Origin of the sequence: Belnapia sp. F-4-1 (genome assembly GCF_000802185.1) — a bacterium.
Taxonomy (GTDB): domain Bacteria; phylum Pseudomonadota; class Alphaproteobacteria; order Acetobacterales; family Acetobacteraceae; genus Belnapia.
The window spans coordinates 46,225-73,204 of the sequence record NZ_KN676116.1 but is presented as its reverse complement, the minus strand read 5'-3'; the positions used below and the strand labels follow the sequence as shown (position 1 = coordinate 73,204).

Sequence of the window (26,980 nt, the reverse complement as noted above, 5' to 3'; positions counted from 1 at the left end):
GGCCAACCCCGACGCCCGGAAGTCAGGCGATTGGGTTGATCCAGGGTACGCCAGTGTCCCGGAAATGGCGCTCGTTTGCGGTGGCAACGGTCAGGCCGTACGCGGCAGCTGTGGCAGCGACCACCATGTCGATGGAGCTGCGCGGCCGCCCGGCCGCCGTACCCTCGGCCATGATGCGCGCCCACTCCAACGCCGCACGCTCTTCGAAAGGCAAAATCCGGCCGGCGAACAGGCGCTGCGGTCCCTCCGGACCGGCAAACCACGCCTCCAGGTCGCGCCGACGGCGGCCCGGCACCTTCTCCAGTATGCCGCGGCGTATCTCGCCGAGTGTCAGCGTGGAGATGTGGAGCACATCGTCGGGCTGCGTGCCCAGCCAATCCAGCAGAGCAGGGGACGGGCGAGGCTTCACGGCCTCGCTGACAATGTTCGTGTCGAGGAGGTAGCCGGTCATCACAACCCGGGATCGCGTCCGAGCGTCTCCTCGCGGGCCAGGTCGAGATCGGCGCCGACCAGCGGCGAGCGGCGCAGGGCTGCGAGGACGTTGCCTAGGCGGGGCGGTTCGGCGCCGACAACGCGCCGCGCAAGCTCGGCCCGCAGCGCGCTTGCGGCGTCGTCGTTTGCCGCCAAGCGTCGCGCAATGCTGCGGATCAGGTCCTTGTCGACCTCGAGCCCTCGGACTTCGAAGCGGCCGAGGCCGCGTTCGGTGAGCCGGCGACGGTGTTCTTCGATCGCGCGCTTCTGCGAGTTACTCGGCACGGCGGCCTCCTCCAACGGCTGGCTATATAGCCGGCTAGCAGCTCCAGGGGAATGAATTGAGGGACGGATCCGGTGCCTCGGTGGACGGAACTGGCGCCACATCCTCGCAGTCTGGTGCCGTCTCGGCCTCCCCAGCATCCCCTCAGGTTTCGCCGCGCGCCTCGCCCTAATGCCGCTCTAACACCCTGCGACGCCTTCCACGCTTCCAGCCGGGGACCCGCTCGAGCCGCTACGCGACCCGCTGAACCGGCATAACCTTCGGGCCCCTGCCCACGCGGCCTCGATCATTGATGCGCCGCGGTCCGCCTCTCCCTGCACGACATAGCGGCGCACAAGGCACCGAACGCGGCCGTGCTGCGCGGCTTGGCCGCTTCGCCCTGCGCGCCGCCAACGCCGAGTGCACACGAGCTTCGGATGCGGCGCGCGGTCCTTCGTGCTCACCGGCCGCTGCATCGGCTGGTAGCTGATATTGCCTGCAGTAGCTGACCTACGTTGTTGGATAAGGCTCGCTATGGAAAGGCACGCTGGTGGCGAGACTGCGGCTTTTCAGCCCATGGGCGTCGGTGCAGCAGACTGTCGAGGGAGGAGGATGCGGATGGACGCTCCCCTTTCCGACGCTATCAAAGAGATGCGCCCGCCCGTACCTTCCACCAGGGCCCGGGCGATGGCGAGACCGAGCCCGGTTCCGCCACGCTCGCGGGCCGTCGTGAAGAACGGATCGAAGGCCCGCGCCGCATTCGCTGGCGAAAAGCCCGGCCCGTCATCGGCCACAGTCATCTCGGCCATCCCCTGCCTATCGTTGACCGTGACGGTGACGAAACTGCCGGGGCCGGCATGGGCCAGCGTGTTGCTCATCAGGCTGTCGAGCACTGTTGCCATGGCCTCTGCAGAGATCGCCGCCTCGGCCTCACCCGAGATAGTGACCCGGAGACCTGAGGCCCGTTCTGCCGCCGCCTCGGCCGCCAGGCGCAGCGATGTCCGCCCACTGGCCGTGGCCATGTCCGCGCGAGCTAGGTCGAGCAAGCCGCGGACCAGCCGGTCCAGCCGCGTCGCACCATCCTCAATTGACCGGGCGAAGCCGATGCGCTCCTCCTCCGACATGGTGGCGCCATGCTCGGCCAGCAGCTCCGCCGCGCCGCGGATCGCGGCGAGCGGCGTCTTGAACTCGTGACTCACATGCGCCGCCAGGCTGCGAACGTAGGTCGCGCGCCCTTCGAGCGTCACCGTCATACGGGCGATGGCGTCGGCCAGCTCGGCCGCCTCGCGCAGGGCGATGGCCGGCAGGGGCTTGGGCCGCGCTGTGCTGCCGGCGGCCACCTGCCGCGCCGCGCGCACCACGTCGTCGAGCGGCCGGGTGATGAGATGCGAGGACAGCACGGACAACACGGTCACCAGCGACAGAAGCAGCAGTGCGACCGCGCCGATCTCCGGCAGCTTGCCTGCGATCGTCTGAGCCACGGTCGCGGGCGTCCGGGACAGCATCACCACGGCGTCCACCCGGTCCCCGTCCAGCGCGGGCATGGCCAGGTGGACCCGCAGGCCGGCGGTCCGACTGATGCCGTCCGGGACATCGGTGGCGATCCTCTCCCGGCGCCGCAGTACGGCCAGTGGACGTCCCGCGCGCGCGGCCTCGACCTCCTCCAGCCCGGCCAGGGACAGCCCGGTGTCGCCGCCGGTGGAGGCGACGACGGTGCCGGCCGTGTCGAGCAGGCGAAGCGCGGCGAGCGTCACGGCCTGCGCGTCGCGCAGCACGGGCAGCAGCCGCGCTCCTGCCTCGGCCGGGCCGGGCAGGGGCGGCGGGCCCGGCCGCGCGTCCTGGGCCAGCGGCAGCACCGGATCTCGCGCCAGGTCGAGCCCACGCCAGCGGGCAGTGACCAGCGCGCGGGACGTCAGGCTATTGGCTAGGCTCTCACCGGCGATGCCACGGGTCGCGCGCCAAGCTCCGACGAGCACGGCAGCCTGTGCCCGCAACTCGGCCTCCGTCTGCCGTACCAGCGCGCTCTCATAGAGGCGGAGCGCCCAAAGGCCCGAGAGTGGGAGTGCCAGCACGACGACGTTGCTCAATAGCAGTAAGGTGCGCAGGCGCGGCCGCCGTAGCGAATGCCGGCGCGGATTTCTTGGCCCGGGGCTGCCGCGGTCTACTCGCATGGCCCGAGCCGGTAGCCAAAGCCGGGCAGCGTCTCGACCGGCGCGGCGCCGAGCGCGGCGAATTTCGCCCGCAGCCGCCGGACATGGCTGTCGATGGTGCGGTCGGAGATGATGCGCTCCACCGCATAGGCGCCGTCCATGAGCGCATCGCGGTTCAGCACGCGGCCGGGGCGGCGCAGCAGGGTGCGGAGCAAGCCGAATTCCGTGGCGGTCAGCACCACCTCCTGCCCGTCCCAGGTGACACGGGCCGTGCCGGGGTCGAGGACGAGGCGCCCGTGCCGGAGCGCCTCCCCCGCCGCCTCCTGTCGGGTCGGCCGGCTACGCCGCAGCACGGCGCGCACCCGTGCCACCAGCTCGCGCGGGCTGAAGGGCTTGGTCAGGTAGTCGTCGCCGCCGATCTCCAGCCCCACCACGCGGTCCACCTCGTCGTCGCGCGACGAGAGGAAGAGGATGGGGATGGATGCGGCCGGGCCGCCGGAGGCGCGCAGCGCGCGGCACATCTCCGTCCCGTCCATCTCCGGAAGCATCACGTCGAGCACGATGAGGTCGGGCAGGGCCTCGTGCGCGGCGGCTAAGCCGGCCGCGCCATCGGCGGCCTGCAAGACCTCGAAGCCGGCGCGGAAGAGGGCGAAGCGCACCACCTCCCGGATCGCCGGGTCGTCATCGACGATCAGGATTCGCGGCATGAGCCCGGCCTGCACCGGATTTGCACAGGCCCGGCACCAACTTTCCCCGCCCCCGCCATCTGCCACGCACGAAGCGCCGCGAGGATGACGGCCTCATTCCCGGAGGCCCAACTCATGAGCGACATCCCCCATCCTTCTGCTACCCCCACCCCCACCGCGCCGCCATGGCGGCCCTTCCGGGTCGGGCGCGCAGGCAAGCTCGCACTGGTTGGCGGCCTGCTGCTCATCCTGCTCCTGCCGCATGCCATGATCGAGGGCGTGATCCAGGAGCGGGAAGAGTACCAGGAGCAGGTCCGCGACGGGATCGCCCGCAGCTGGGGGCCGGCCCAGGCGGTGGTCGGCCCCATGCTGGTCGTGCCGACGCGCACCCCCGTCCCGCGCCTGGCGAACGAGACGGGCCCGCTGCGCTGGGACCGCGGCGCGGTGGCAGTCCTGCCGTCGCGCCTCGCGGTGGAGGCACGCTTAGCGCCGGAGCGCCGCCGCCGCGGGCTATTCGAGGCCGTGGTCTACGATGCTGAGGCGACGCTCACCGCCAGCATCGCCGTGCCGGCGATCGCCACCGAGCCGGAGACCGAGCTGCTCTGGCGCGAGGCCTTCCTGGTGACCGGTGCTAGCGACCTGCGATCGGCCGCCGCCGATGCACGGCTTGCGGTGGATGGCCGCGCGCTGGCCGCCCGCGATACGGCGGAGGCCGGTTGCCTCGGAGCCGAGATGATCCGTTGGGATCTGAGCCTCGACGGTCCGCCCGAGCCCGGCCGCGCCCTCGCGGTCGCCGGCAGCCTGTCGATGCGCGGCACCGGCCGCTTCGGCCTACTGCCGGTGGCCCGCCGGGCGGAGCTGTCGGTCGCCGCGGCCTGGCCGACGCCGAGCTTCACTGGGGCCGGGCTGCCCATCCGCGCTGAGGTGACCAGGACCGGCTTCACCGCGACCTGGCAGGAGGGCACTGGCCAAGCCCTGGTGCGGTATCTCGGCCCTGCCTGGTGCCAGGGCCTGGTCAGCCCGGATGCGCAGGTCGGCGTCGACCTGCTGGAGGCGGTGCCGACATACCGTATGATCACGCGCGCCTCGAAATACGCGGTGATGTTCCTCGCGCTTGCCCTCCTGACCTATGTACTATTCGAGTTGGTCGCCGGGGTGCGGATCCACATCGTGCAGTACGGGCTGCTCGGCCTGTCGGTCGTATTGTTCCCGCTGCTGCTGCTGGCCTTCGGCGAGCCGCTGGGCTTCGCCGCGGCCTATGCGGTAAGCACTGCAGCGATCGTGGCGCAGGCCTCCGCCTATACGGTGGCGGTGACGCGGCGGCGCGGACTGGCCAGCCTCTTCGCTGGCCTGCTCGGCGGGCTGTTCGGCTTCCTCTACGTGGTGCTGAGCCTTGAGGCTTATGCGCTGCTGGCCGGCACCGTCGCGCTCTTCGCCGCGCTCTCGATGGTGATGGTCGTTACCCGCCACGTCGACTGGACCGGATCAGGCGAGGAGGCGCAAGGCTAAGGCCTCACTCAACGCCCGGGTCGTAGCGGTCGAGCAAGGTGCGGATGCCGGGATCGGTAGCGTGGCGCTGCTTGAGCCGGGCCAGCTCGGTATCCGTGCCACGGCAGTTCGCCTCCTGTCCGCGCATGATGGCCGCCGCGCGGGCCGGATCGTCGGACTCCTCGGTGTGGAAATGGTCGCAGCGCTCGCGCCGGGCGACAAAGGCCGCGACATCCGGCGGTAGCCCGGCTGTGCCGGCCTGACCGGCGGTGGCAAAGGCGGCAAGGAGGATCAGTGTCCGCTGCATCCGGCGGTGTTGTTGCGATCACGTCCGCTTGGTCAAGCCGGGACGCCCAGTATTCGCCTGCACCCGGTGCAGCCTAGATTGCGCCCCGCCCGCTGCGGGCGAGACGGAGGACAGGGTCATTCTCGAGGAACCCCGGCGCGGTCGCGCCGTGCTGCGGCTTCTGGTCGTCACCGTGCTGCTGCCCCTGGCGCTCCCGGGCCTGGGCCTGTGGGAGCGCCAGCGCGGCATCGACGACCATGTCGCCCTCGAGGTGCAGCGGGCGCGGGCGGCCAAGGCAGTCGCCATCCTCGAGGCGCGCCCCGCCCCGGCCGATGGCCGCCCGGATTTTGGCGCCCAGTTCCGCCACAACGGCCAGACCTATGTCGGAGGGCTCGCCATCGCCAAGGCGCGGGAGGCGCTGGACGATGCCGGGGACGCGGTGGCGCTGGCTCGCTGGCGGCAATACCTACCGCCCGTCGTGATGGCCTGCGGGGCGACGACGGCGGTGCTCTCCGTGCTCGCGCTCCTCGGCACCACGCTGCTTGGGCGCGCCGGGCGTGCGTCGCGCGAGGCCCTGCTGCGCGGCTTCTCCCTGGTCCGGCAGCTGCTGCCGCCGCTGCTTGGGATGCAGGTGGTGCTGGTCACCACCGGCGTCGTCGCCGCGATCGCCTTTGAGGCTTCAGCGATTCTTGAGAGCGACGAACTCTCGACCGGCGGCGCCAAGCTGCTGGGCATCGCCCTAGTGGCGATCGGGGCCAGCCTGTGGACCGCCGTTAAGGCGGTGCTGCAATTGCGGCGTACCATGGGCCTCTTCACGCCCGACCCGCTCTGCATCATGGGCCGGACGGTCAGCCATGCCGAGGCGCCGGGCCTGTGGCGCCTGCTGGACGAGCTGGCCGGGCGGCTCGGCGCCCTGCAACCGGACAACGTCGCCATCGGGCTCACCGGCGGCTTCTTTGTCAGCTCCGGGCCGAAGGTGCTGGAGCCTGGCGGCGTTGCCCTGGAGGGGCGGACCCTCTACCTCCCCCTGCCGTTCCTGGTCCTGCTGGGGAGGGACGAAGTGGCTGCGATCATCGGCCACGAGCTGGCGCATTTCTCCGGCGGCGACACCGAGTACAGCCTGCGCTTCCTGCCGGTCTATGCCGGCGTCGGCCGCTCCCTCGACGCTGTGGCCCAGGCCGGGACCGGCGGCGACGGTTCCCTGTCGCCGCTGACCCGGCCGGCCCTGCAACTCGGCCTCTTCGTCATGGACCAGTTCCATCACGCGGTGCTGCACTGGAGCCGCCTGCGCGAATTCGCCGCCGATGCGGCGGGCGCCAATGCCACCTCCCACGATGCCGCAGCCCATGCACTGCTGCGCAGCGGCGCCGTCCAGCCAAGGATCGAGGAGGTGCTGGAGGCGGCGTTCCGTGCTCCCGATGCGGCGCCGCCCGACCTCCTCGCCGACATCCTGCGTCATGCGACGGAACGCGGCCTGGAGGATCCGGCCGGACATCTGGAGGAGACCCAGCCGCATCCGACTGACACCCATCCGCCGACGCGCCAGCGCCTCGCTTCCCTCGGCCGGGCGCCGGGCCCGGAGCTGCTGGCCAGGGCCGCCGCGCCGCCGCTGCCGGATGCCCTCGTCCGCCTGGACGGCTATTTCGCAGAGCCGGCCAGGCTATCCCAGGCCGCGAGCGCGGACTTCCTCGGCATCGCCCGCGACCGGGCACGCGCCGAGCATGCGGCGCTGGAATCCGCCGCGGCCGGCGTCGCGGCGGAGGACTTGCCGCTGCATGAGAACACCCGCGGCGGCGCCATCTTCCTGTTTGCCTTCGGCGGCGTGCTCCTGGCCATCGCCCTCGTCCTGCTGGCCGTGGAGGTTCCGGGGACCGGGGCGAGGGAGCGCTGGATCATCGCCGGGGCGGGCGGCATGCTCGGCCTCGTCTTTATCGGCTGCGGCCTACCGCTGCTGCGGCGGGGCGACACGCCATTCCTGATCCTTCGGCCGGAGTCGATGACGATCATCGGCATCGACCGTCCGATCCGCTGGGAGCATGTGGCCGATCTCGACATGACGGTGGACCGCGGCCGCGTCGTCACCCGTGTCCTCCTGCGGCATGATGCGCCCTTCCCGGCGCGCCTGCGGGGCGGGCGGCGGGTGAAGCTCGATGCCCGGCAGCTGATCGTCACTTTCGCGGCGGCCCCGCCGCGGGCGCTGAAGGTGCAGGGCTTCGCCGATCTCATCGGTCGCTACAGGCGGGCCAGTCTGGCGCGCCAGGCCCTGGCCGAGGCGGACCACATGCCTACCACAACCCTCTAGGGAACAACCCCATGCAACCAGCCTCCACCTCCCTGCCTCCGCAAAAGCTTCCGCCACAGGATGGCTTGGCCGGACGGCTCTGGGCTCTGCTAGGCAGCGTGATGTTCGGCGCGATGCTGGTCGCCCTCGCCGTCTACACCCTGCCTAGCCTCGTCAGCGACTGGCGGATCCATGACACGGCGCGGCCCATGGCCGGCGGCCGCGTGACGGAGGGGTCGTGCAGCTCGAAGCTGGTCGTCAACATCTGCGACGCCACGCTGTCGTTTCAGACGAATTCGGGGGCGATCTCGCGCGACGTCAACTACGTCTTCGCCGGCGTGCAGTCCGGCGACTACGCCGTCACCGTCCTGGCCGACCCGACGCATCCCGAATGGATGACGACCGACATGGCAATCGAGCGGCTATGGAACCGCACCATCACACTGCTCGTCATCGGTGGCCTGTTGCTGAGCCTGACCCTCGCCCCGGCCATCGCCCTGGTTCGCCGACTGGGCAACCGGGGAGACGCTGGGACGATCTGAGGCGCCTAATGATGGCACGTTCTCTAAAGGCGTTTGCGACTGGCAGCGCACGGCCTCATTGCATGGATTGACGCTTTGGGTACGGCGGAGCCTTGGAGTTAGTTCGGGTTACGCAAGTCGGGTCCACTCCACGCTGCGCCGAAGCCATATTACTCTGTAATAGTTAAGTCAGCGTCGGCTTCGTTCTCTGCAAGCAGCATCGACTAGCTGCACCAGTTGGCGTTGCCCGTTCCCTTCACTATCGTCTCATTCAGGCATTGCCACCCCGCCCGCCGCAGCCAGCGCGCCGAGCTTCTGCCACGTCGCATCCTCGATCTCGATGCCGGCGCTGCTGCGCGCTTGCTCCGCCCGGTGCTCGACCTCACCCGGATAGAGCACGCCCTGGCTGCCCTTGGCCGGCGGTGTGTCCTTCAGATAGTTGGCGAAGTCGGCGACCTCCTGGCGGAAGGTCAGCAGCGGCCGGAAGGCGTCGACCTTGATGGCGATCAGGAAGCAGCCGTCGTTGTGTCGACCTGTAGGCTCGACGCCGAAGCCGAGGCCCGTGAGGATGCCGCAGAAGATTTCGCCCATCGCGGCCAGGGCAGTGCCCTTGTAGCCCTCCGTCCCGCCGAGCGGCATCAGCGCGCCGCCCTTGATCCCCGCCGGGTCGGTAGTGAGGTCGCCATCCTTGTCGACCACCCAGCCGAGCGGGATCTCCTGCCCGCGCGCCTCGGCCAGCTTGATCTTGCCCATCGCCACGGCGGAGGTGGCGAAATCCATGCAAAAGGGTCCGTTGAGGTTGGACGGTACGGCGATGGCCCACGGATTAGTGCCGAGCCGCGCCTCCCGCCCGCCGAACGGGGCGACACCCTTGGGGGACCGGCCGCTATCGGCCCACGCCATGCCGATCATGCCCGCCTTCGCCGCCATTAACGGATAGCTCGCCAGCCGGCCGACATGGCCCTGGCGAAAGACCGTGGTGGCCGCGATGTTGTTCTTCTCGGCTTTCTCGATTGTCAGCGCCATCGCGCGCTCGTTGATGACGTAACCGAAGCCCCAATTACCGTCGACCACTGTGGTGGTGGGGCTCTCCTGAACGATGGTGAAGAGCGCGCCAGGGACGATATGGCCGGCTTGCACCCGCTCGATGTAGTTCGGCACCATGATCATGCCGTGGCTGTCATGGCCGGCGAGGTTGGCATTGACCACGTGGCGGGCGACGGTCGCCGCCTCCTCCTCGGGCACACCATTGGCGACCAGCAGGGCACGGCCCAGCACGCGCAGCGCCTCGGCCTGGATTTTCGGCATGATGTCCTCCCATATCCTACTGAGAGCTAGCCTCGCGCCAAAGCGTGGCCAGCGAAAGGGAGCGGTTGCCGCATATGCGCCCCGCACTGAATAGGTAATGTGCGTTCATCATTGGACGGTTGGAAAACATTAGTAGGCGAGTTGCAGATAATAAAGACGGATTGCGTAATTAAAATAAGTATCATTTTCAACATATTAGGCGTGCTTAATTGCCGTCTTACAAGATGATGACACCTGATCTCGCTGCTAACTGCCGAAAGGTAGCGTCATACTTAAGAACCCGGGGTACAGGTTTAGTGGCCGAACCACCTACTGCCGCATGAGGGCCGATATGGAAACGTCTGTGACGCCGAGCGGCTGTATGTCGGAACAGCGGGTCTGATCGCGGGCGAGACCAAGCGAGCTGTGTACTACTCTTGCCATCGTTAAGTGACCGAAGCAGGGCAGGGGACCCGCTGGGAATGAGCGCGCCGAGCGGCTCTAATTCAGCATGAGGCAAACGGGCGTTGCAAATCGCCCAGAGTGCCAAGCTCCACCAACTGCTTGCCGGCTGAAGAGTAAGTTGTGATGCTGTGATTTCCGAGTAGGGCCTGACCCAGCCGCACAATTGGAAGGCAGGGCTGTCTTGCTGCAGTTCCGAAGACGAAGGGAGGAGTTGAGGAACCATGTCCATGACTCGACGCGCGGCGATCGCGTCCCCACTCGTCCTGGTCGCGGGCCGAGTTGCGCACGCTCAGCCAACTTTCCCTACACGGCCCGTACGCTTCATCGTGCCCTACACGACGGGGGGCGTTTCCGACATCACTGCGCGGCTCTTATCGGAGCCGCTGAAGGAGATGTGGGGCCAACCAGTGCCAGTGGAAAACCGCGCCGGCGCGGATGGGGTGATCGGCACCGAGGTCATCGCCCGCAGCGCGCCGGACGGGCACACGCTTGGCCTGGTCTCGGTCGGGCACCCGGTGAACGCGGCCTACTACCGCTTGCCCTACGACACCATGCGCGATTTCAGCTTTGTCACCCAGACAACGACGACGCCACTGGTGCTCTGCGCTGGGAAGAGCTTCGCGCCGAACACGCTGGCGGAACTGGTCGAGCACGCAAAGCGTAGCCGCGGCAGCGTCACCTTCGCCGGCACTGGCGGCGTCGTGCGGCTCGCCCCGGTGTTGTTTGGGCAGCGCACTGGCATGCCGCTTGAGTACGTGCCCTATCGCGGCTCTAGCCAGGCGCATCCGGATCTAATGTCGGGGCGGGTTGACATCATGTTCGACACCGTGCCGGCAGCGCTGCCCCACATTCAGTCGGGTAACCTGAAGGCGCTGGCGACCACTGGCGCTCGACGCGCGCCGCAACTCCCCGACGTGCCTACTATCGGCGAAGCCTTCCTGCCAGGCTTCGAGGCCTCGACCTGGGGCATGGTGATTGCACCGGCCAACCTGCCACCGGCAACACTGGCGACGCTGAATGAGGGCTGCGTCGCCGCGCTGCGGCAGCCGGAGGTGGTCGAGCGCCACCGGGCGCTTGGCGCTGACGTGAAGACCTCGACGCCGGAGGAGAGCCGCGCCTTCGTCGGGGCCGAGATGGAAAAGTGGCTGGATACAGCTCGTAAGGCCGGCATCCAGCCACAGGGCGTTCAGTAGGGACGGGCCGCGCATTGGCATCGGACGCGCACTGGTGCCCGGGCTCAGCCCTTCTCGCGGATGTCTGCTCGCCTCTGCGAGCGGACCCAAAAGCAGCGCACTTTGCTTCGCATCCTACGGCGTGGTTTGGCCGCATCGCAGTGAGCCTAGGCAAAACGCAAAGATTGTGGGCCGGACGCATGAGCCCGGCGTTCAACTGTCGACCCAGCGAGACCTGCCAAGGGTCTACATCAGAGCGGTTTCACACTGCCATCGCCTTCCGAGCTAGGTCCACGGCGCCAGCGCGCGACTTGGCGGCGCCTACGAAGCGGCGCAGGTGCACGAACACGGCATCCGCTACGCCCGTCTTCGCCACCAATGCCTCACCCTGCAATCCGGCCCAGGCTTCGGGCAACGGCAGCCGCTGGTCGAACGAGCCTAGCTCCGGCGGCATCGTATCCAGCATCCAATTCCCATTCGAGGCGGGGGAAACCGTGAACAAGACTGGCAAGTCGTGCGAGAAAACCGCGTTCTTCCAGGGCATCCCGTGATCCAGTACCAGGATGCGCGGATCGTCGCCGGCCTTGTGCGCAGCGAGGACGCTGGCCTCGGCCGCGAGACGTGCCCGCAAACCATCAACGCGGCGACGCAGAACTCCTGAAGCCAACTCGGCCGCCGCCTGGAAGGCCGCGTCGCCGGCCGTGGGCCCGGTCCCGGCGGGATCATCCCAGGTCGGATTGAATTCGCCGATCAGCGCGGCCAGGCCGAGCGTATCGCGCTCGTTCGAGCCGCCGGCCGCCACGCCGTTATCGATTTCGTCAATTCGTCGCACAATGATCGTATCGACTTCCGAGGCGATCGCGGCAGCGAGGGCCTCGGTCCCGCTCTCCCGCAACAAAGTGGCTACCGCGCGTTCGCCATAGGCTTGCCAAACCAAGCCTGCGGAGGAGAAGGGTGTTCCATCGGCTCGTTGCGGTGCGCCGCGCTGATGGTGGTCGAATCGGTTCTTGGCCGCATCGAAGACGAACCCTACATCCCAGACGATATCCGCCGTTTCGATCAATTCCGGCTTGCGGGTGCGCAGCAGAACATGGTCGCGGCCGGGTTCAGCAAAGCCCAGCGCCACGCGCAATACGGAATAGGCAAATACCTCGTCGCAGTGGAACTTGCCGCCATGGGTTGCGAGGACGGGAAGCGGCAGGTCACGGGTCATAATCTGAATCCGATACGAAGGGGCTTCGGCGCCGATGGGAAACGCCTTTGGCGCAGGACCTACCTTGGCAAGTCCGATGCGTCGATGGTTCGAGCTCACCTAATCTTGGCAATACCGCGCGTGGCGGGAGGCCAAGTGGATCGATCATCTGCTTTGGAAAGCCACGTACCGACGGCAGGATGGCAGTCGCGGGCATGGCCTCGTTGTTGCTGTGCCTAAGCCGATACCGGATCGAGGTCCCCTGATAATGAAACGCCGCACCCTTCTCACTACCGGCGCCGCTGCGCTTGTTGCACCCCGCGTGGCCCAGTCGCAGGCCGCCAGGACGCTCATTCGTCCCGCAGATCGACGTGCCCTTGCTCGATCCCATCGTCACCAGCGCCTACATATCGCGCAACCATGGCTTCGTGGTGTTCGATACGCTGTTTGGGCAGGATAGTGAGTTCAAGGCGCAGCCGCAGATGGTGGACGGTTTCACCACCGAGGCCGACGGCAAGACCTGGCGGCTCACGCTGCGCGATGGTCTTCGCTTCCATGATGGCACGCCGGTGCTCGCCCGCGACTGCGTCGCCAGCATCAACCGCTGGGGCAAGCGGGACGCCTTCGGCCAGGCGCTGATGGCCGCCAATGACGAGCTCTTGGCCGCCGACGACAAGACGATCGTCTTCCGTCTCAAGCGTCCCTTTCCTCTCCTGCCAGACGCCTTGGGCAAGATCGCCGGCAACATGTGCGCGATCATGCCAGAGCGGCTGGCCAGTTCCGATCCCTACAAGCCGATCACCGAGATGGTCGGCAGCGGGCCATTCCGCTACGTCGCGGCCGAGCGCGTCCCGGGAGCGCTCAGTGATCGGCCCCCATCGGGTGGTCCGCTATGAATGTTAGTTCAGCATTGGCCTGGGCGTCACGACCTGTGTGGTCGGCGGCGCCGGTCGACGTAGCGCCACAGGCCAGGCGGCGAAGGTAGGCATGAACACCTCCGGTGCTGGCGGCCTGAAGCCGAGCGAAGCGTGCGGGCGGACGGTGTTGTAGTGCCGGCGCCAGCTCTCGATCACCACCTCGGCCTCACGCAGGCTGTAGAAGATCTCGCCGTCCAGTAGCTCGTCGCGCAGGCGCGCATTGAACGACTCCACGTATCCATTCTCCCACGGGCTGCCTGGGGCGATGTAGGCCGTCTTGGCACCGACCGCCGCGATCCAGCCCTGCACCGCCTTGGCTACGAACTCGGGGCCGTTGTCCGAGCGGATGTGCGCGGGCACGCTACGCAGGATGAACAGGTCGGACAGCACGTCGATCACATCCGCTGCCTTGAGCCTGCGTCCCACTCGGATAGCCAAGCATTCGTGGGTGAACTCGTCCAGGACGTTGAGCATCCTGAACTTGCGCCCGTCATGGGTGCGGTCCTCGACAAAATCGTAGCTCCAAACATGGTTCGGCCGCTCTGGGCGCAGCCGAATGCAGGAGCCGTCGGCCAGCCACAGCCGACCACGCTTCGGCTGGCGCGGCGGCACCTTCAGCCCCTCGCGCCGCCAGATCCGCTCCACCCGCTTGGCGTTCACCAGCCAGCCGGCATCTCGCAGCAAGGCCGTGACCTTGCGGTAGCCGTAGCGGCCATACTGCCGCGCCAACTCGATGATGTCGGCGGTGAGTCGCTCTTCGTCGTCCTGGTCCCGCGGCGCCTTGCGCTGGGTCGAGCGATGCTGCCCGAGCACCACGCAAGCGCGGCGCTCGGGGATACCCATCGTGTGCACAATGTGCTCGACACAGGCGCGCCGACGCGCGGGGCTCAGTAGTTTCCCCGGGCGGCCTCGGCCAGAATCTGCTTGTCGAGCGTCAGGTCCGCGATCGCCTTGCGTAGCCGGGCGTTCTCCGCCTCGAGGTCTTTCAGGCGCTTCACCTGATCCGACTTCAAGCCCCCGAACTCCCGTCGCCAGCGATAGTAGGTCACCTCCGTCACCCCAATCGCCCGGATCGCCTCCGCCGCGGACTGCCCCTGCGACACCAGGACGTCTACCTGCCGCAGCTTGGCTACAGCCTCCTCAGGCCGGTGCTTCTTGCTCGCCATCTCGGTCCTCCTCCAGTTCAAACCCATACCTCAGGACGGACCACTTCAAAGGGGGGCGGATCAGTTTGCGACCGGGTTCCACGGACAGCGCCACGCCGCCGCTACTGATCTGCCAGGAGTCTTCATCGGGTAGCCGGCGGTGGGGGAGGGCGGCCTGGCACCAGCCCGAGTAGAGGAAGCCTATGCCCGCACTCTCATCGGCCATGTAGAGGGAAGCAGCCTCGACAACGGCCCGTTCGATGTCGGCCCGCAGCGCTGCCTCCTTGCCCCCTGCTTCCAGGATGTCGTGCACCGTTCCCATGGCGAGGAAGATGCTGGGATTTTCGCGTCCTGTCGCTGGGGACTTTACCAGCGCAGATACTAGGAAGAGGTTATTTGAAAGAGCTTATTTGAAGTAGGCGGGCAGAGTCCCCGGGATAACTCAGTAAGCCGTTGAATCGATATAGTCCCGGATTTGCGGCGGTGCTGGTAAAGTCCCCAGGGCTGGCTGGCAAAGTCCCCGCTGAGGTTGTGGATGGGTGCTGGTAGAGTCCCCATCTGTCCCCCGAATCGGCCTGCCCTTCCTAGGACTCGGCCCAGGGCCTCCGTCGTACTCGTGATGGCCAAATGGCCTGCATGTTAACTTTGTTGCATAGGTCGGTGGCCTGCACGGGGGCATTGTCAACTTGGCGAACGTCATCCGAAATGACCGCAATTTTTCATCGTCGGGGTGGCAAAACGCGCAATGCGGCAGTTGAGACGCGACCTGTCAGATAGCCAGTGTTGCGAAATTCCGTTTCGGTTTAGCGCAAGTTGACAATGCCCTCAACGGTCATGACTGGTATGGCTGCCCTTCTGACGGTCGATGACGACGCCGCGGTAGCTGTAGGATAGGCCGTCGAGCGGGCCTTCTCTACCGCTGGCCGCGGCGGCGCCCAACATCCGTGCCATGAGCCTGTCGCCCGATGACCAGATGCCGCCCGTAAAGCCGAAGATCACACCCGAGGAGCGCCGTCAGCGCGATGCCGATCGCCTGCAGACCATCCGGTTGCGGATGCTGGTCGGCCAGGCGCTGCATGACCGCTGCATCACCAGCCCTGCCGCGATTGCCGCAGCGATCGGGATGCCGGTGGCCGAGGCGATCAAGCTGATGACGGGTAAACAGTGGCGGGCAGGTGATGTGGCGCTGCTTGAGGCTGCTGCCGCACGACTAAGGCTGGTGGTGCCGAGCCCTGGTGGGCGGGGCAGCCAGGCTTCTCCCAGCTCTAGGGAGAGAGCCCCCTAGTTCCTCCGCTAGAATGGCATGTGCCGGCGTTTGCTAAGCAGCAAAAGCCACAATGGCGCGACCGCACAGTTCGCTACCCAGGGCTAGCCGGCATTGGCCAGCCCTGGGTGGTGGTCAGGCCGCCCTGACGCCCTGGAGGAAGGTGGTGACCTCGGCGCCGAGGCGCTCGGACTGGCGGGACACCTCCCCGGCGGCCTGGAGGACGTGACCGGCAGCCTCGCCGGTCTCGGCCGAGGCGCGGCTGACGCCGCCGATGTTGCGGGTGACCTCCTGGGTGCCGGCGGCGGCCTGCTGGACGTTGCGGGCGATCTCCTGGGTGGCCGAGCCCTGCTCCTCGACGGCGGCGGCGATGGCGCCGGCGATCTGGTTGACCTCGCCGATGGTGCTGGCGATGCCCTGGATGGCGGCCACCGCGTCGCGGGTGGCGGTCTGGATCTGGCCGACCTGGACCGAGATCTCCTCGGTGGCCTTGGCGGTCTGCCCGGCCAGCGCCTTGACCTCGGAGGCGACCACGGCAAAGCCCTTGCCGGCATCGCCGGCGCGCGCCGCCTCGATCGTGGCGTTCAGCGCCAGCAGGTTGGTTTGGCTGGCGATGTCGCTGATCAGCCGCACCACCTCGCCGATCCGCTGGGCGCCGTCGGCGAGCTCGCGCACGGTGGCGTCCGTCCGCCGGGCGTCGTCCGCCGCACGGCCGGCCACCTTGGCCGACTGCGCCACCTGGCGGGAGATCTCGGAGACCGAGGCCGAGAGCTCCTCGGCGGCGGCTGCCACGGTCTGCACGTTGCCGCTGGCCTGCTCGGCGGCCACCGCCACCGCCCCCGCCTGGGCGCTGGCCTGGCCGGCACTGCCCGACATCACCGCCGAGGTCGCCTGCAGCTCCGTCGCCGCCGAGGCCAGGGTGCTGGACAGCTGCCCCACCGCTCCCTCAAACCCGCGCGTCAGGTCCGCCAGATGGGCCGCACGCCGGGTCTCGATCTCTTGCAGCCGCGCCTGCTCCGCCGCCAGCCGGTCGGCCTCCTGCAGCCCCGCGCGGCACTCCTGCACTGCACGAGCCATGTCGCCAATTTCGTCGGGCATCGTCACACAAGGAAGGTCGAAGGCATAATCGCGCTTGGCCAGCTGGCGCATCACCCCGGCCAGCCGGGCAATGCGCTTGATGATGCTCGCATTCAACCAAAGCACCGAGGCCAGCGTCATGGCGGCGGCGAACATGGTGACAACGCTAATTACCCACACCGCGCGCGCAGATGCCGCGTGGGCAGCAACGGCTGCGACCTGTCCCATCTGCGTGTTGAAGTTCAAGCCTTTGTCGGCTGCTTCAAGCGCCCGAGTATAAGGTGGGATGGTGGTGATGAAACGAGAGTTGGCGCCCGAACGATTGCCGGCCATCGTTTCGGCGATTACCTGATCAGCAATGCCTTTGTACTCCAACCATGCGGATCGCATTGCATCTGCATGCTGCCGTTCTTCTCCAGGCGTGATCAGCGGCTCATAAACGCGCCAAGACGTATTGAACGCTTCTGTCGCTCGATCATGACGCTGCTTGGCAGCCTGAAGCACCTGAGCATCCTCAGCGAGCACCATACTCGCAACAGCAGAGCGGTGGCGGCCAATAGCCGCAGTCACCCGACCCAGGGAGTCGATGGAGGGCATCCAGTTATCGACCATGTCGCTGGCGACGGCATCCATCTGCCAGATCTGCTGCACAGAACTCGCACCTAGGCCTGTAAGGACCAGGAAGAGAGCTCCGAAGGCGCTCATGAGCTTGGTGCGGACACTCATTTTGCTGAGGAAGGTCATTGTCATCCCGTCTGCCATTGCAGGCGTGAGCCCGCAGTTTGATCAGACTTGTGATAACGATCTCGTATTAACGAGGCACTAATAACCAATGAGTTGGTGTCTCATTGTGAGTTTGATCGCTTTGTAATCGCGAGCACAAGCAGCAAAAGGACCTCGCCGACGAAGCCGGCGAGGTAAGTTTGCAGACAGGATAAGGCTTCTTTTTGTCAGTAGAAGGTTGGATGTTCGTTAACAAACGCGACCAAACCGCTCTTGTTGGATTTGACCACGGCGGCGGCCGCTGAGGTTCAACACGATACCATTGCGCCCAATTGCAACTTAAACGGGTGCATGAAACGCAATGAGTTATCGTGAGTTGTAGGATGTGAGGCTCTGGACGGCCTCACCCTGTGATTAGTCTCCTCCTTGCGCCCGCTCCTTGCCATCAAGGGGCGGGCGTTTTTCTTATCCCGTCACCTCCACAATCCTAAGTTGATCAAGCAGACGATTCCTCTGAGGAATAATCAAAAACTCAACCACAAGGAGTGAATTACAGGTTGAATGCTCCATACAGTTTGAACTTAGGGCCGCCGTCCCCTCCCAGGAACGGCCCTTTTTTTGTCCGCAGCGCGATTGCGGCAGCGCCGACTAGCGCGGCGATGGAACCGCAAGCCCTATTCTGGGTTGAATAGCGTGGGGGAAGTAGAAGACTCCTACCGGTATGATCTGCTCAAGCCCGCCTTCGCCATTGGGGAGGCAGGCTTTTTCGTGCCTGCGGCCGATTACGGCAGCGCCTGCCTTCTTGCGGCAGCGTCGTCTCGCTTTGTGGTAAGCGGGCGTTTATCGCAGGTGAGGCTTCGCTCAATCTTGCCGGTTGGAGCGGGAGGGAGGCTCTGACCTCCGAACTGTACACGTTACGCCGTTCGTTATCGCGCAAAGTGGCGCACGCGCAGTTCCCTTCCGGCTCCCAAGTCGCACCCTATCGCAGGGTGAAATTGGCTTGGTGATGTTTGTGCCACAGGCGATCTAGGTTGCGGAGCAGAGATTACCGCAGAGGAGGCGCCTGCCAGGGCCTCGGGCGCTGGTCTGGAGATGGCGGGCGCTTGGGGCCGGTTTCATCGGCTCGCTTGCTGCGTCATCCAAACCACGGCCGCCGAACCTCAGCTCTTTGCCAGCATCGCCGCCCGCCCTATCCGCTCTACCAACCGGTCTGCATGACAATGGATGAACCCGAACCAGTCCGTCTCGGCCGGATCGCCATGGGCCGCCTCGTGGCCGACTTCGCTGACCCCGGCCGAGGGTGGCGTCTCGTCGTGCGATGCGCCGGGTCCTGCAGGGTGCAATACCGGCTCGTGGCGGATCTCGTGCCGCAGATCCCGGCAAGTCTGACATGGGCCGAGGTGCTGCCGAAGCTGCGCTGCAACCAGTGCGGCGAGCGGGCCGACATCGTGGGCTTGAGCGGCCCGCCGGAGACGCCAGGCGTCGGAGGCACGTGGCTGCTGCTCCAGCGCGGCGCCGGGCAGTGGCGGATCTGATGCCTCATCGCTTCCGCTCCGCCACCGGCGCGACGCGCATGTAATTCGGCAACCGCTCCGTTTCTACCTGTGGTCCGGCTGCAGATGGGAGCTGTGGCTTCTATCGTGGGGGCTATGAGGCCACCACTTGACGCCCAGATGCTGCCCGAGAAGCCGAAGATCACGCCTGAGGGGCGCTATCGGTTCCTTACGGCCCAATCAACCCAATCCCACCGCTCTCAACCCTTTCCCACCTTCCTCGCAACGACACGCTCCTCGCTGAGGAGCTCGTCACCGCCGCGCCAATCTCGTGGAACAGTGCAGCGGGGGTTGGTTCTTCTTGCCTTGATGGCGCTGTGTCTCATTGCCAGCCTTGGGATGGCCGCGCTGAGTGTGGCGTTGCACCTATTCCTGTAAGTGGGAGACAAAACATAACTTGAAGTTGTGTTTTGTGCGATGCAGCATATCGCCAAGTGTAAGGGAGGGGACCCTACTATGGAGGTTCCCAATGTTCGTGTTTCTGGTCGGTACCGCTGCGCTCGTGCTCGTTAACCTGGTCACTGACCATGAGGCACAGCGCGAGGGTTTCAACGAAATGACCGGGCGCTACCGCCTCGGCTCGTAGCGCTCACTCTATCTCTCTACTCTTCGCCAGCATCGCCCAAGCCCGCATCGCCGCCCCGCACATGGACAGTGGCAGGGTCCGCCCCCATTGCCCATGATGGGGAAAGGGCAGTGTGTCGGCGTCGCGGCCGGAGCGGCGGCACGGCGCATAGACCCGGCCGCCCGCAGAGGTGGCGGTGATCCACTCAAAGCCTACCGGCAGTAGGGTCCGCGCCGCGGCCTTGTCAGTCGTGTAGAACGGCGCCGGGCCAGTACGCCCTATCGCCTGATGGATGGTCTCGTCCGCAATGCGGCTGCCGGCTTTGACCACAGCCAGCCGGTCGGCGATGCGGATCAGGCGGTCAAAGCTCGTCACCGCTTCGCCTTAGGCACCGCTCGCATGTAGCGGGGCAACCGCCTCTCATCGACCCACAGGTCGACCAGCGGCGTGATGGTCCCGGCCACGCCGAAGCTGTGGCTGTGGAGCGGGTGCTCAGGCATCTGCAGCCGGCAGACATGACCGCCCTTCTGACACTCGATGACGGCGCCGCGGTAGCTGTAGCTGGGGCCGCCGAGTGGTCCGGTTACGGTGGTCTGTTCGATCTCAGGTCGAGCTGGTGCAGGCGCTGGTGGATCCGGGAAGAGGGCCATGCCGCAGTATAGCGGTCCCGGTGATCGGAAGGGGTGACCCCTCGCCCGACCTACGCACCGCCACCCCCGGATATAGGCAAAGCGGTGGGAGCGGGACCGCGGGCGATATACACCAGCCCCCCTGCCGGCCACAGTGCCTGTTCAAGCTAGCACTTCCACAAGCGCGGGGACGTCTCCAGCTAGCAGAATGGCCGGACCTTTATGGAGAGAGCCGGCTGAACTGGACACCCTTTGACAGAGGGGAGCCAGAATTTATCTTCAGGTTCCAATCTCTTGCTGCCGTAGAATGACTGGTAGCGGTGGCGAGCTGCGGAGCAGATGGAAATCTGAACTCAGTCTCGCCGCCCATCGTAGAACTTCGCTACGGCCCCGCGGCCGGCATTATCCGCTCGCCAAGCGCGCCGGCATCTCAGAGCCTTGCAAGGCCAGCTTGCGTAATGGCCGCCTTCGCTGGCCTCAGAGGCCGCTCATCTCTGCGCCCCGGCACCCACCGGCAACAGGTCGGCGGTCGACAGCTTGGCTAATACCTGCCCGGTGTCGGCACGTATGATCCAGAACGCCTCCAGCGACAGTTGACCACGTGCTTCAGGGCCAGCCTCCGCTCCGGCTCCCCGACCGTGGGATAGCTGGAGGAAGCGTCCTCGATGATCGGAGGATCCGAGATCCTGCCCATGACGAGGCCGAGGAGCCTCGCCAGCATTGTCAACTTGCGCTAAACCGAAACGGAATTTCGCAACACTGGCTATCTGACAGGTCGCGTCTCAACTGCCGCATTGCGCGTCTTGCCACCCCCACGATGGAAAATTGCGGTCATTTCGGATGACGTTCGCCAAGTTGACAATGCCCTCCCAACCCACCCCGCCACCGTCAGGCTGCTGTGCAAGCCTTGCCAAGAGGTAAATCGATCGCACCAATCCAAGCGATGCTCCACGGCCGGCGGCAATGGGCATCGATGAGGGCTTGGTTCAAAGCCAATCTTTTGCGGCCAGCTGCCCAGCTCGGCGAAGGCTCAGGCCACAATGCTTCCCGCTGGTGGGTGAAGCAGACGTCACACAGCGTCCTTGAGTTCCTTGGATGCCGTGAAGGCAATCTTCTTGCTGGCCTTGATCTCAATCGGCTGCCCGGTGGCTGGATTACGACCGGTACGAGCCGGACGATCGCGCACCTGCAGAATGCCCAGTCCGGTCAGGCGAACCTTGTCACCGGCCTTCAGCCGTTCGGTCACCATTTCAACCAGGGAATTGAGCATGGCTTCGCTCTGCTGCTTGCTGAGATTGCTTGTCTCGGCCAACGCAGGTGCCAGTTGCTTGAGGGTCACCGTGGTGGCGGTAGGGGCCTTGGCTGGTGAGCCAGTTTCCTTGGTCGCCGACACCGGCGTCTTGGCTGCCGAGACGGGTTTTTTCGCTTCGGGCGTCGATGCCTTGGACGGCGGAATGGGCTTTTTGGTCGCCATGGCCTGATGCTCCAGTGCCGCTGAAGAGAGACGGCCGTGACGATCGATAGGGCGAATCGGCGACCATCTCGAACTTTGTTAAACCTCATACCGCCGTCATTTAGCAACCGCGAGTAGGTGCAGTTTGGGATTGTACCTGGACCAGGCCTTTGTCCTGGCACGGTGGAATCAACTGATGTTGGAAACGCAGAAAGCCCCATGACCTCGGGCCGAGGTCATGGGGCTCTGATGCGCCGTCCCCGGAGGCGGGACGGATGGGTGGTGGCTAGGGCGTGTCTGCAAAGGGCTGACGTTTCGGGCTCGTGACCCCATATAGGTTGAGTGAGACGAGGTGATTTGACCGACGCGCAGTGGCGGCGACTGGAGCCGCACCTGCCGCCGGAGAAGCCCTGGACGGGGCATCCGAACGCGCCGCATCGGCGCATTATCGATGGTATTCTGTGGGTCCTGCGCACCGGTGCGCCCTGGCGTGACCTGCCGGCGCGCTATGGGTCGGTGGGGACGGTCTCGAGCCGCTTCTATCGCTGGCGTGCCTCGGGCGCGTGGGACCGCATCCTGGCGGCGCTGCAGGCCGAGGCGGAGGCGGCAGGCCAGATCGACTGGGACCTGCACTTCGTGGACGCAACCGTGATCCGCGCTCATCAGCACGCCGCCGGCGCTCGCCGAGACGGCGCCGTCGGGGGGTGAGGCGCAGGCCAGGGAGGCGCTGGGCCGCAGTCAGGGCGGGTTCTCGACCAAGCTGCACCTGCGAGCCGAGGGCAACGGCCGGCCGATCACGGCGGTGCTGACCGGCGGCGAGCGGCACGAGCAGATGGCGCTTGAGGCGCTGCTGGATCAGGGGGCGATCCGCCGCCCTGGCGGGGGCCGGCCTCGTCTGCGGCCACGGTGCGCCGCCGGCGACAAGGGCTACAGCAGCCCGACCGCGCGCGGTCGACTGCGTCGGCGTCACATCCGGGCCGTGATCCCGAGCAAGAGCAACCAGCGCCGGCAGCCCCACTTCGACCGCACCGCGTACCGCCGTCGCAATCTGGTCGAGCGCCTGATCAACCGCCTCAAGCAGTTCCGCCGCATCGCCACACGCTACGAGACGCGCGCGGCCAACTACCTCGGCATGGTTCACATCGGCATGCTTCTACTGTGGCTCTAACCTTTGCAGACACGCCCTAGCCGCCACTGGGCGAAGCGGCTGGAGCATTTTTGCGGAGGTCCGGTATGCAACCGTAACTTCGGTGTAGTGTAGAGGATCATCCTACTGTCCGCTGACCGGCTCCCCGTCGCCGAGGTTGCCCGTCAGGCCGCGGCAAGCCGACCAGCGGTGTGGCGCTGGCAGGCACGCTACGTCCAAGCTGGGGTGGACGGCCTGCTGCGCGACAAGACCCGCCCACCTGGCAGGGCGCCAGTGCCGACTGCAACCGTGGCGAAGGTGCTGGCGCTCACCTGCTCCGAGCCGCGGGGCCAGGCTACCCACTGGACCGGTCGGGCGATGGCGCAGGCCAGCGGCATCAGCCTGCGCTCAGTGCAGCGCATCTGGGATACCCACCGGCTGCAGCCGCACCGCCTGCGCAGCTTCAAGCGCTCCAACGATCCGGCTTTCGCCGAGAAGGTCGAGGACATCGTCGGCCTCACCATGGATCCGCCGATGCACACCGTGGTGCTGTCCATTGATGAGAAGTCGCAGATCCAGGCGCTTGACCGTACCCAGCCTGGCCTACCCCTCAAGCCCGGCAAATGCGGCACCATGACCCACGACTACAAACGCAACGGCGTCACCACCCTGTTCGCCGCGCTCAATGTCCAGGATGGCACCGTGCTGGGCCGCTGCATGCCACAGCACCGGCACCAGGAGTTCGTCCGCTTCCTTAACGCCGTGGAACGCGCCGTGCCCGCGGGTAAGCTGATCCACGCCATCGCCGACAACTACGCCACCCACAAGCATCCCAAGGTCCGCGCTTGGCTGGAGCGGCACCCTCGGTGGGTGTTCCACTTCACCCCAACCTCAGCCTCCTGGATCAATGCCGTCGAGGGGCATTGTCAACTTGCGCTAAACCGAAACGGAATTTCGCAACACTGGCTATCTGACAGGCCGCGTCTCAACTGCCGCATTGCGCGTTTTGCCACCCCGACGATGGAAAATTGTGGTCATTTCGGATGACGTTCGCCAAGTTGACAATGCCGTTGGTGATCATCGTCAAGCTGCGTGGTGAGTCCCTGTCGGTACCACGTGGAGTGTGGCTGCCGCTCCTGGCAGCTTCAGCGCTCAACATCTGTCTTTGGAACATCACGACGGCTCTTGCCGTGCTCTACATCCCCTCCGGCCATGCCGCCATGCTGGCCTACACCATGCCGCTATGGACTGGCTTGTTGTCCGTACTGTGCTTCGGAGAGCAGGCCTCGGCACGAATGTGGCTGGCCTTGGCTTTGGGGGCGGCATCGGTGACGTTGCTGATGTGGCCCAACTTCGCTATTTATGCGGGTGCGCCGCTGGGGATGGCCAGCGGCCTGCTGGCTGGCTTTGTCTGGGCGCTCGGCACCATCACGGTGAAGCGGACCGACTGGCAAGGAATGCGCCTGGCATTGACCGCTTGGCAGGTGATGCTCGCCTTCCCGCCCATCGTGCTAGGCGCGATGCTAATCGATGGAGTAGCTGTGCCGACGGCTTCCTGGCAGGTCTGGGCGACGACGATCTATATCGGCCTGATTCCTATGGCGCTCGGCACCGCCACTTGGTTCACCATTGTCAGCTTGCTGCCCATGCAGGCGGCGGCGCTTTCATCAATCACGGTGCCCCTGGTAGCCATGGTATCTGGAAGCATTCTTCTCGGTGAACCCTTCGGGCCAGCACAGATAGCCGCCACGCTCTGCGCCGCCGCTGCGCTAGGGCTGGCGCTTAGGCCATCACCGATACGCATGACGGTCTGAAGCCGCAGACTGGACCAGGACCGCTGCGCTGACCATTGTCGTTCAACGCTTTGACTCCCCCAAGCGGTTGACGGAAAAGACTGTCACAAGTGGGGTGCGGCACGGTTCGATGAGACAGCCGACTGCGGTAGAGATCACCGCAACCGGAGGTCAGACCAATGGACCAGAACCACAGCGACAAACCCGAGGGGGCGCCGGCGTGCGCCCGGAACGCTGACGCCGGCGCCCCCTCGGGCGCGGCTGGGCCGGAGCGCCGCAACTCCGCTCGGCGCAAGCTGGCTGCCGTCACCCGGCTGCTACGCGGCGAGCCGCTGGAGACCGTAGCCCGGGACCTCAACGTTACCGTCGCTCGTCTGAGCGAGTGGCGCGACCGCGCCCTGGTCGGGGCGGAGGCGGCGATGAAGGAGCGCGAGCGCGACAGCCGCGATGAGGAGTTGCTCCGGCTTAAGGCCAAGCTCGGCGAGGTCACCATGGCCAACGAGCTGCTGGAGCAGAAGATTGCGGCTCTGGAGGGCGGGCGCCCTTTGGGCCGACGGAGGTCGAGGCGATGAGCCAGGCTGTCTCGCCGGCCACAGACCGCGCCTACGGCCTGGCCCGGGTCGCCCGGGTCTGGCGGCTCTCCCGTGCCACGGTCTACCGCCACCGTGCGGCGCCCGACCCCACGGCGCCGGCCGGGCCAACACGCCGGGGCCCGGTAGGTGCCTGCTCCGATGCCGCGTTGCTCGAGCACATCCGCGCCCAGATCCTTGGCTCGCGCCTGCATGGTGAGGGCTACCGCAAGATCTGGGCCCGGCTGCGCCATGCCGGCATCCGCACCTCGGCTCGCCGGGTCCGGCGCCTCATGGGCCAGCACGGCCTGCTCGCGCCACACCGCGTCGGCCGTCCCGAGCAGCGCGCCCATGACGGCACGATCACCACCACCGCCGTGGATGCAATGTGGGGGACCGACATGACCGAAACCGTGACCGTAAAGGAGGGCCGGGCTCGGGTGTTCGTCGCTGTCGACCACTGCTCCGGCGAGTGCGTCGGCAACCATGCCGCGCGCTCCGGCAACCGCTTCGAGGCACTCGAGCCGATCCGGCAGGGTGTCCTGCGCCACTTCGGCCGCATCGAAAAGAACGCAGCCAAGGGTCTCGCTCTGCGCCACGACCATGGCTCCAACTACATGTCCGGCGACTTGCAGGACGAGATCGCCTTCCTCGGCATCGAGAGCTCGCCCTCCTTCGTCCGCCAGCCCGAGGGCAACGGCGTCGCCGAGCGCTTTATCCGTACCTTGAAAGAGAACTTCCTCTGGGTGCACACCTTCGACACCATCGAAGAGCTGCGCCGCGGGCTGCAGGACTTCGTTGCCCACTACAACGCCACCTGGCTCGTCGCCATGCACGGCTACTGCACCCCGAATCAGATCCGCGCCGAGCAACGCGGCCTTGCTCAGTGCCTACCTACCCATCTACCCTTGGCCGCCTGAACAGCGCAGTCAGCTGTCTCAACAACCGGGCGCACTACACCAGGTGCTGTCGCAGCGGATCGTGGTCCGCCGTGGATCGGCCGCCGTGCCACACCAGGGCGGCACGGACGACGGTGTTGCACCAGAGGTGGAACTCGGGCGAGAGGTAGCGGGCATAGGCCAGGGCAAGCTGCCAGTGCGCCCAGGTGCCGCCGTGGCGGCCGCGGGCGGTGGCAACGAAGCCATCGGGGTCGAGGCGGATAATATCATCCTGGATGATATTTTGGCTGGCCTCCCCATCGGGGTCGGTCCAGTGCGTCTGGGCGTGGGTGCGAAAGCGCGTGGTCTCCTCGAGGACCAGCCAGTGGTTGGGGCGCCGGTACTCCGGGCAGCCTGCCGCCCGCCACATGTCGGTCAGGTTCAGCATGGTGCCGCGGAGGCGGATGGGTTTGCCATGGTAGCTGAGGATGCTGATGGGGGTCATGGTGATCTCCAACAGGGTTTCGGCCTTGCTCAAGGGTCCGCTGCGGTCGGCTCGGAGCTGCCGAGACCGGTTGGGGAGGGGCGGCACAGCCCGGCGTACCGCCGAGGCGGATGTCGGGCTGGCGCCCCACGGTGATGGTGGACGTGGTCAGGCTCGACCCTTAGGCCGGCATCGCCCTGCCACCGCTGGCAGGGATAGGGTTTGCAGAAGCGGCCGGCTCAGTGCCGGATGCGCGGTGCCGGGCAGCCAGGGACGTCGAGGTGACGCCCTGGAGGCCTGCCCAGATGCGGGACAAGGGTAGCCGAGAGACAGAAGACCCAACCCTGAGCTCGGTCGGGGACGACGCGGACCAGCCATGGGGCACCCGTTGGGATGCGCTGGGGCGGTCCGGCAAGCGACCGGCTTGTGCTCGACCCGCGAGTTTGAAAGCGGCGCTATGCCATCAGGGGAGCGAGGGCGCCGTCAGGGTCATGCCTCTCGTCCACCACAGATGGGGATGGTGCGATCTAATTTCAAAATCGT

General features: G+C 66.5%; 22 protein-coding genes and 4 pseudogenes. 11 read left to right on the top strand and 15 right to left on the bottom strand.

Features of this window, described 5'->3' with window-relative positions; translation table 11 throughout:
• Window positions 1-22: 22 nt before the first annotated feature.
• The 4 genes from LH62_RS27165 to LH62_RS27150 form a co-directional block, all read right to left on the bottom strand.
• Window positions 23-451 carry a type II toxin-antitoxin system VapC family toxin gene (locus tag LH62_RS27165; RefSeq protein ID WP_043367322.1) on the bottom strand — a complete coding sequence of 143 codons (429 nt, stop codon included), beginning with the start codon at window positions 449-451 and terminating at the stop codon, window positions 23-25.
• The gene (locus LH62_RS27160) at window positions 451-756 is read right to left on the bottom strand and encodes a hypothetical protein (RefSeq protein WP_043367344.1); all 306 of its coding nucleotides are present in this window, start codon (window positions 754-756) and stop codon (window positions 451-453) included. Before LH62_RS27160 ends, LH62_RS27165 begins: the two co-directional genes overlap by 1 nt.
• A gap of 546 nt (window positions 757-1,302) precedes the next feature.
• Window positions 1,303-2,805 (bottom strand): HAMP domain-containing sensor histidine kinase, encoded by a 1,503-nt coding sequence (locus tag LH62_RS27155; RefSeq protein ID WP_052215157.1) that lies wholly within the window; start codon window positions 2,803-2,805, stop codon window positions 1,303-1,305.
• Between the two features lie 89 nt (window positions 2,806-2,894).
• Window positions 2,895-3,590 carry a response regulator transcription factor gene (locus tag LH62_RS27150; protein ID WP_043367342.1) on the bottom strand — a complete coding sequence of 232 codons (696 nt, stop codon included), beginning with the start codon at window positions 3,588-3,590 and terminating at the stop codon, window positions 2,895-2,897.
• A 114-nt stretch (window positions 3,591-3,704) separates the two neighbouring features.
• On the opposite strand from LH62_RS27150, the gene creD reads away from it, so the two are divergent.
• Window positions 3,705-5,078, top strand: a complete 1,374-nt coding sequence (creD, locus tag LH62_RS27145; RefSeq protein ID WP_043367321.1) for a cell envelope integrity protein CreD — start codon at window positions 3,705-3,707, stop codon at window positions 5,076-5,078.
• 4 nt (window positions 5,079-5,082) lie between these two features.
• On the opposite strand, the gene LH62_RS27140 is transcribed toward creD, so the two are convergent.
• A complete protein-coding gene (locus LH62_RS27140; protein WP_052215154.1) occupies window positions 5,083-5,364 on the bottom strand; it encodes a hypothetical protein in 282 nt (93 codons plus the stop codon).
• 148 nt (window positions 5,365-5,512) lie between these two features.
• Here LH62_RS27140 and LH62_RS27135 point away from each other — a divergent pair, with 148 nt between their 5' ends.
• Together LH62_RS27135 and LH62_RS27130 are read left to right on the top strand one after the other, a co-directional pair.
• On the top strand, window positions 5,513-7,645 hold the full coding sequence (locus LH62_RS27135) for a M48 family metallopeptidase (protein WP_201445680.1): 2,133 nt from the start codon (window positions 5,513-5,515) through the stop codon (window positions 7,643-7,645).
• Between the two features lie 65 nt (window positions 7,646-7,710).
• Window positions 7,711-8,166: a hypothetical protein gene (locus tag LH62_RS27130; protein ID WP_144404753.1), complete on the top strand. Its 456-nt coding sequence runs from the start codon at window positions 7,711-7,713 to the stop codon at window positions 8,164-8,166.
• 246 nt (window positions 8,167-8,412) lie between these two features.
• On the opposite strand, the gene LH62_RS27125 is transcribed toward LH62_RS27130, so the two are convergent.
• Window positions 8,413-9,453, bottom strand: coding sequence for an Ldh family oxidoreductase (locus tag LH62_RS27125; RefSeq protein ID WP_043367318.1), 1,041 nt, complete (start codon window positions 9,451-9,453; stop codon window positions 8,413-8,415).
• Between the two features lie 671 nt (window positions 9,454-10,124).
• Between LH62_RS27125 and LH62_RS27120 the strand changes: the two genes are divergently transcribed.
• Window positions 10,125-11,090: a tripartite tricarboxylate transporter substrate binding protein gene (locus LH62_RS27120; protein WP_236552714.1), complete on the top strand. Its 966-nt coding sequence runs from the start codon at window positions 10,125-10,127 to the stop codon at window positions 11,088-11,090.
• A 241-nt stretch (window positions 11,091-11,331) separates the two neighbouring features.
• On the opposite strand, the gene LH62_RS27115 is transcribed toward LH62_RS27120, so the two are convergent.
• Complete coding sequence (locus tag LH62_RS27115; protein ID WP_043367316.1) at window positions 11,332-12,282, bottom strand: MYG1 family protein; 951 nt, start codon at window positions 12,280-12,282, stop codon at window positions 11,332-11,334.
• A gap of 247 nt (window positions 12,283-12,529) precedes the next feature.
• On the opposite strand from LH62_RS27115, the pseudogene LH62_RS27110 reads away from it, so the two are divergent.
• Window positions 12,530-13,121, top strand: a pseudogene (locus LH62_RS27110) (ABC transporter substrate-binding protein); the annotation flags it as partial.
• A gap of 39 nt (window positions 13,122-13,160) precedes the next feature.
• Here LH62_RS27110 and LH62_RS27105 read toward each other — a convergent pair.
• The 3 genes from LH62_RS27105 to LH62_RS32480 form a co-directional block, all read right to left on the bottom strand.
• Window positions 13,161-14,344, bottom strand: a protein-coding gene (locus tag LH62_RS27105; protein WP_144404752.1) for an IS3 family transposase whose coding sequence is annotated in 2 segments (ribosomal slippage) — window positions 13,161-14,080 and window positions 14,080-14,344 — 1,185 coding nt in all. Because the reading frame shifts where the segments join, the coding sequence is not laid out codon by codon here.
• Window positions 14,319-14,645 carry a hypothetical protein gene (locus tag LH62_RS27095; RefSeq protein WP_043367313.1) on the bottom strand — a complete coding sequence of 109 codons (327 nt, stop codon included), beginning with the start codon at window positions 14,643-14,645 and terminating at the stop codon, window positions 14,319-14,321. The genes LH62_RS27105 and LH62_RS27095 overlap by 26 nt, the downstream gene beginning before the upstream one ends.
• 503 nt (window positions 14,646-15,148) lie before the next feature.
• Entirely contained in the window at window positions 15,149-15,274 is a 126-nt protein-coding gene (locus LH62_RS32480; protein WP_255360039.1) for a hypothetical protein, read from the bottom strand.
• Here LH62_RS32480 and LH62_RS30815 point away from each other — a divergent pair.
• The gene (locus LH62_RS30815) at window positions 15,273-15,608 is read left to right on the top strand and encodes a hypothetical protein (RefSeq protein WP_144404751.1); all 336 of its coding nucleotides are present in this window, start codon (window positions 15,273-15,275) and stop codon (window positions 15,606-15,608) included. The two genes, LH62_RS32480 and LH62_RS30815, sit on opposite strands and share 2 nt — an antisense overlap.
• Window positions 15,609-15,722: 114 nt before the next feature.
• Here the strand turns inward: LH62_RS30815 and LH62_RS29870 are convergent, their stop codons facing one another.
• Window positions 15,723-17,408 carry a methyl-accepting chemotaxis protein gene (locus LH62_RS29870; RefSeq protein ID WP_043367312.1) on the bottom strand — a complete coding sequence of 562 codons (1,686 nt, stop codon included), beginning with the start codon at window positions 17,406-17,408 and terminating at the stop codon, window positions 15,723-15,725.
• Between the two features lie 1,316 nt (window positions 17,409-18,724).
• Here LH62_RS29870 and LH62_RS27085 point away from each other — a divergent pair.
• Window positions 18,725-18,922, top strand: coding sequence for a hypothetical protein (locus tag LH62_RS27085; RefSeq protein ID WP_144404750.1), 198 nt, complete (start codon window positions 18,725-18,727; stop codon window positions 18,920-18,922).
• A 607-nt stretch (window positions 18,923-19,529) separates the two neighbouring features.
• On the opposite strand, the gene LH62_RS27080 is transcribed toward LH62_RS27085, so the two are convergent.
• From LH62_RS27080 to LH62_RS27070, 3 genes are all read right to left on the bottom strand, one after another.
• Window positions 19,530-19,880, bottom strand: coding sequence for a hypothetical protein (locus LH62_RS27080; RefSeq protein WP_043367310.1), 351 nt, complete (start codon window positions 19,878-19,880; stop codon window positions 19,530-19,532).
• Window positions 19,877-20,155 carry a hypothetical protein gene (locus LH62_RS31710; protein WP_201445679.1) on the bottom strand — a complete coding sequence of 93 codons (279 nt, stop codon included), beginning with the start codon at window positions 20,153-20,155 and terminating at the stop codon, window positions 19,877-19,879. Before LH62_RS31710 ends, LH62_RS27080 begins: the two co-directional genes overlap by 4 nt.
• Window positions 20,156-21,203: 1,048 nt before the next feature.
• Window positions 21,204-21,608: an HU family DNA-binding protein gene (locus LH62_RS27070; RefSeq protein WP_082012980.1), complete on the bottom strand. Its 405-nt coding sequence runs from the start codon at window positions 21,606-21,608 to the stop codon at window positions 21,204-21,206.
• 321 nt (window positions 21,609-21,929) lie between these two features.
• Between LH62_RS27070 and LH62_RS29865 the strand changes: the two are divergent.
• The 4 genes and pseudogenes from LH62_RS29865 (at window position 21,930) to LH62_RS27040 (ending at window position 25,995) form a co-directional block, all read left to right on the top strand.
• A pseudogene (locus LH62_RS29865) lies at window positions 21,930-22,755 on the top strand (IS5 family transposase).
• Window positions 22,756-22,851: 96 nt separating this feature from the next.
• Window positions 22,852-23,658 (top strand): annotated as a pseudogene (locus LH62_RS27055) (IS630 family transposase); the annotation flags it as partial.
• Window positions 23,659-23,756: 98 nt separating this feature from the next.
• Entirely contained in the window at window positions 23,757-24,527 is a 771-nt protein-coding gene (locus LH62_RS27050; protein ID WP_043367306.1) for a DMT family transporter, read from the top strand.
• 158 nt (window positions 24,528-24,685) lie between these two features.
• Window positions 24,686-25,995: pseudogene (locus LH62_RS27040) on the top strand (IS3 family transposase).
• Between the two features lie 34 nt (window positions 25,996-26,029).
• Here the strand turns inward: LH62_RS27040 and LH62_RS27035 are convergent.
• Entirely contained in the window at window positions 26,030-26,458 is a 429-nt protein-coding gene (locus LH62_RS27035) for a KilA-N domain-containing protein (RefSeq protein WP_144404748.1), read from the bottom strand.
• Window positions 26,459-26,980: the final 522 nt, after the last annotated feature.

What these genes read in the sequence shown, in the direction of transcription:
- LH62_RS27165 (WP_043367322.1), bottom strand. Translation starts at nt 451, where the DNA reads ATGACCGGCTACCTCCTCGACACGAACATTGTCAGCGAGGCCGTGAAG.
- LH62_RS27150 (WP_043367342.1), bottom strand. Translation starts at nt 3,590, where the DNA reads ATGCCGCGAATCCTGATCGTCGATGACGACCCGGCGATCCGGGAGGTG.
- creD (WP_043367321.1), top strand. Translation starts at nt 3,705, where the DNA reads ATGAGCGACATCCCCCATCCTTCTGCTACCCCCACCCCCACCGCGCCG.
- LH62_RS27140 (WP_052215154.1), bottom strand. Translation starts at nt 5,364, where the DNA reads ATGCAGCGGACACTGATCCTCCTTGCCGCCTTTGCCACCGCCGGTCAG.
- LH62_RS27125 (WP_043367318.1), bottom strand. Translation starts at nt 9,453, where the DNA reads ATGCCGAAAATCCAGGCCGAGGCGCTGCGCGTGCTGGGCCGTGCCCTG.
- LH62_RS27120 (WP_236552714.1), top strand. Translation starts at nt 10,125, where the DNA reads ATGACTCGACGCGCGGCGATCGCGTCCCCACTCGTCCTGGTCGCGGGC.
- LH62_RS27115 (WP_043367316.1), bottom strand. Translation starts at nt 12,282, where the DNA reads ATGACCCGTGACCTGCCGCTTCCCGTCCTCGCAACCCATGGCGGCAAG.
- LH62_RS27095 (WP_043367313.1), bottom strand. Translation starts at nt 14,645, where the DNA reads ATGGGAACGGTGCACGACATCCTGGAAGCAGGGGGCAAGGAGGCAGCG.
- LH62_RS30815 (WP_144404751.1), top strand. Translation starts at nt 15,273, where the DNA reads ATGAGCCTGTCGCCCGATGACCAGATGCCGCCCGTAAAGCCGAAGATC.
- LH62_RS32480 (WP_255360039.1), bottom strand. Translation starts at nt 15,274, where the DNA reads ATGGCACGGATGTTGGGCGCCGCCGCGGCCAGCGGTAGAGAAGGCCCG.
- LH62_RS29870 (WP_043367312.1), bottom strand. Translation starts at nt 17,408, where the DNA reads ATGACCTTCCTCAGCAAAATGAGTGTCCGCACCAAGCTCATGAGCGCC.
- LH62_RS31710 (WP_201445679.1), bottom strand. Translation starts at nt 20,155, where the DNA reads ATGGCCCTCTTCCCGGATCCACCAGCGCCTGCACCAGCTCGACCTGAG.
- LH62_RS27070 (WP_082012980.1), bottom strand. Translation starts at nt 21,608, where the DNA reads ATGGCGACCAAAAAGCCCATTCCGCCGTCCAAGGCATCGACGCCCGAA.
- LH62_RS27050 (WP_043367306.1), top strand. Translation starts at nt 23,757, where the DNA reads ATGACGTTCGCCAAGTTGACAATGCCGTTGGTGATCATCGTCAAGCTG.
- LH62_RS27035 (WP_144404748.1), bottom strand. Translation starts at nt 26,458, where the DNA reads ATGACCCCCATCAGCATCCTCAGCTACCATGGCAAACCCATCCGCCTC.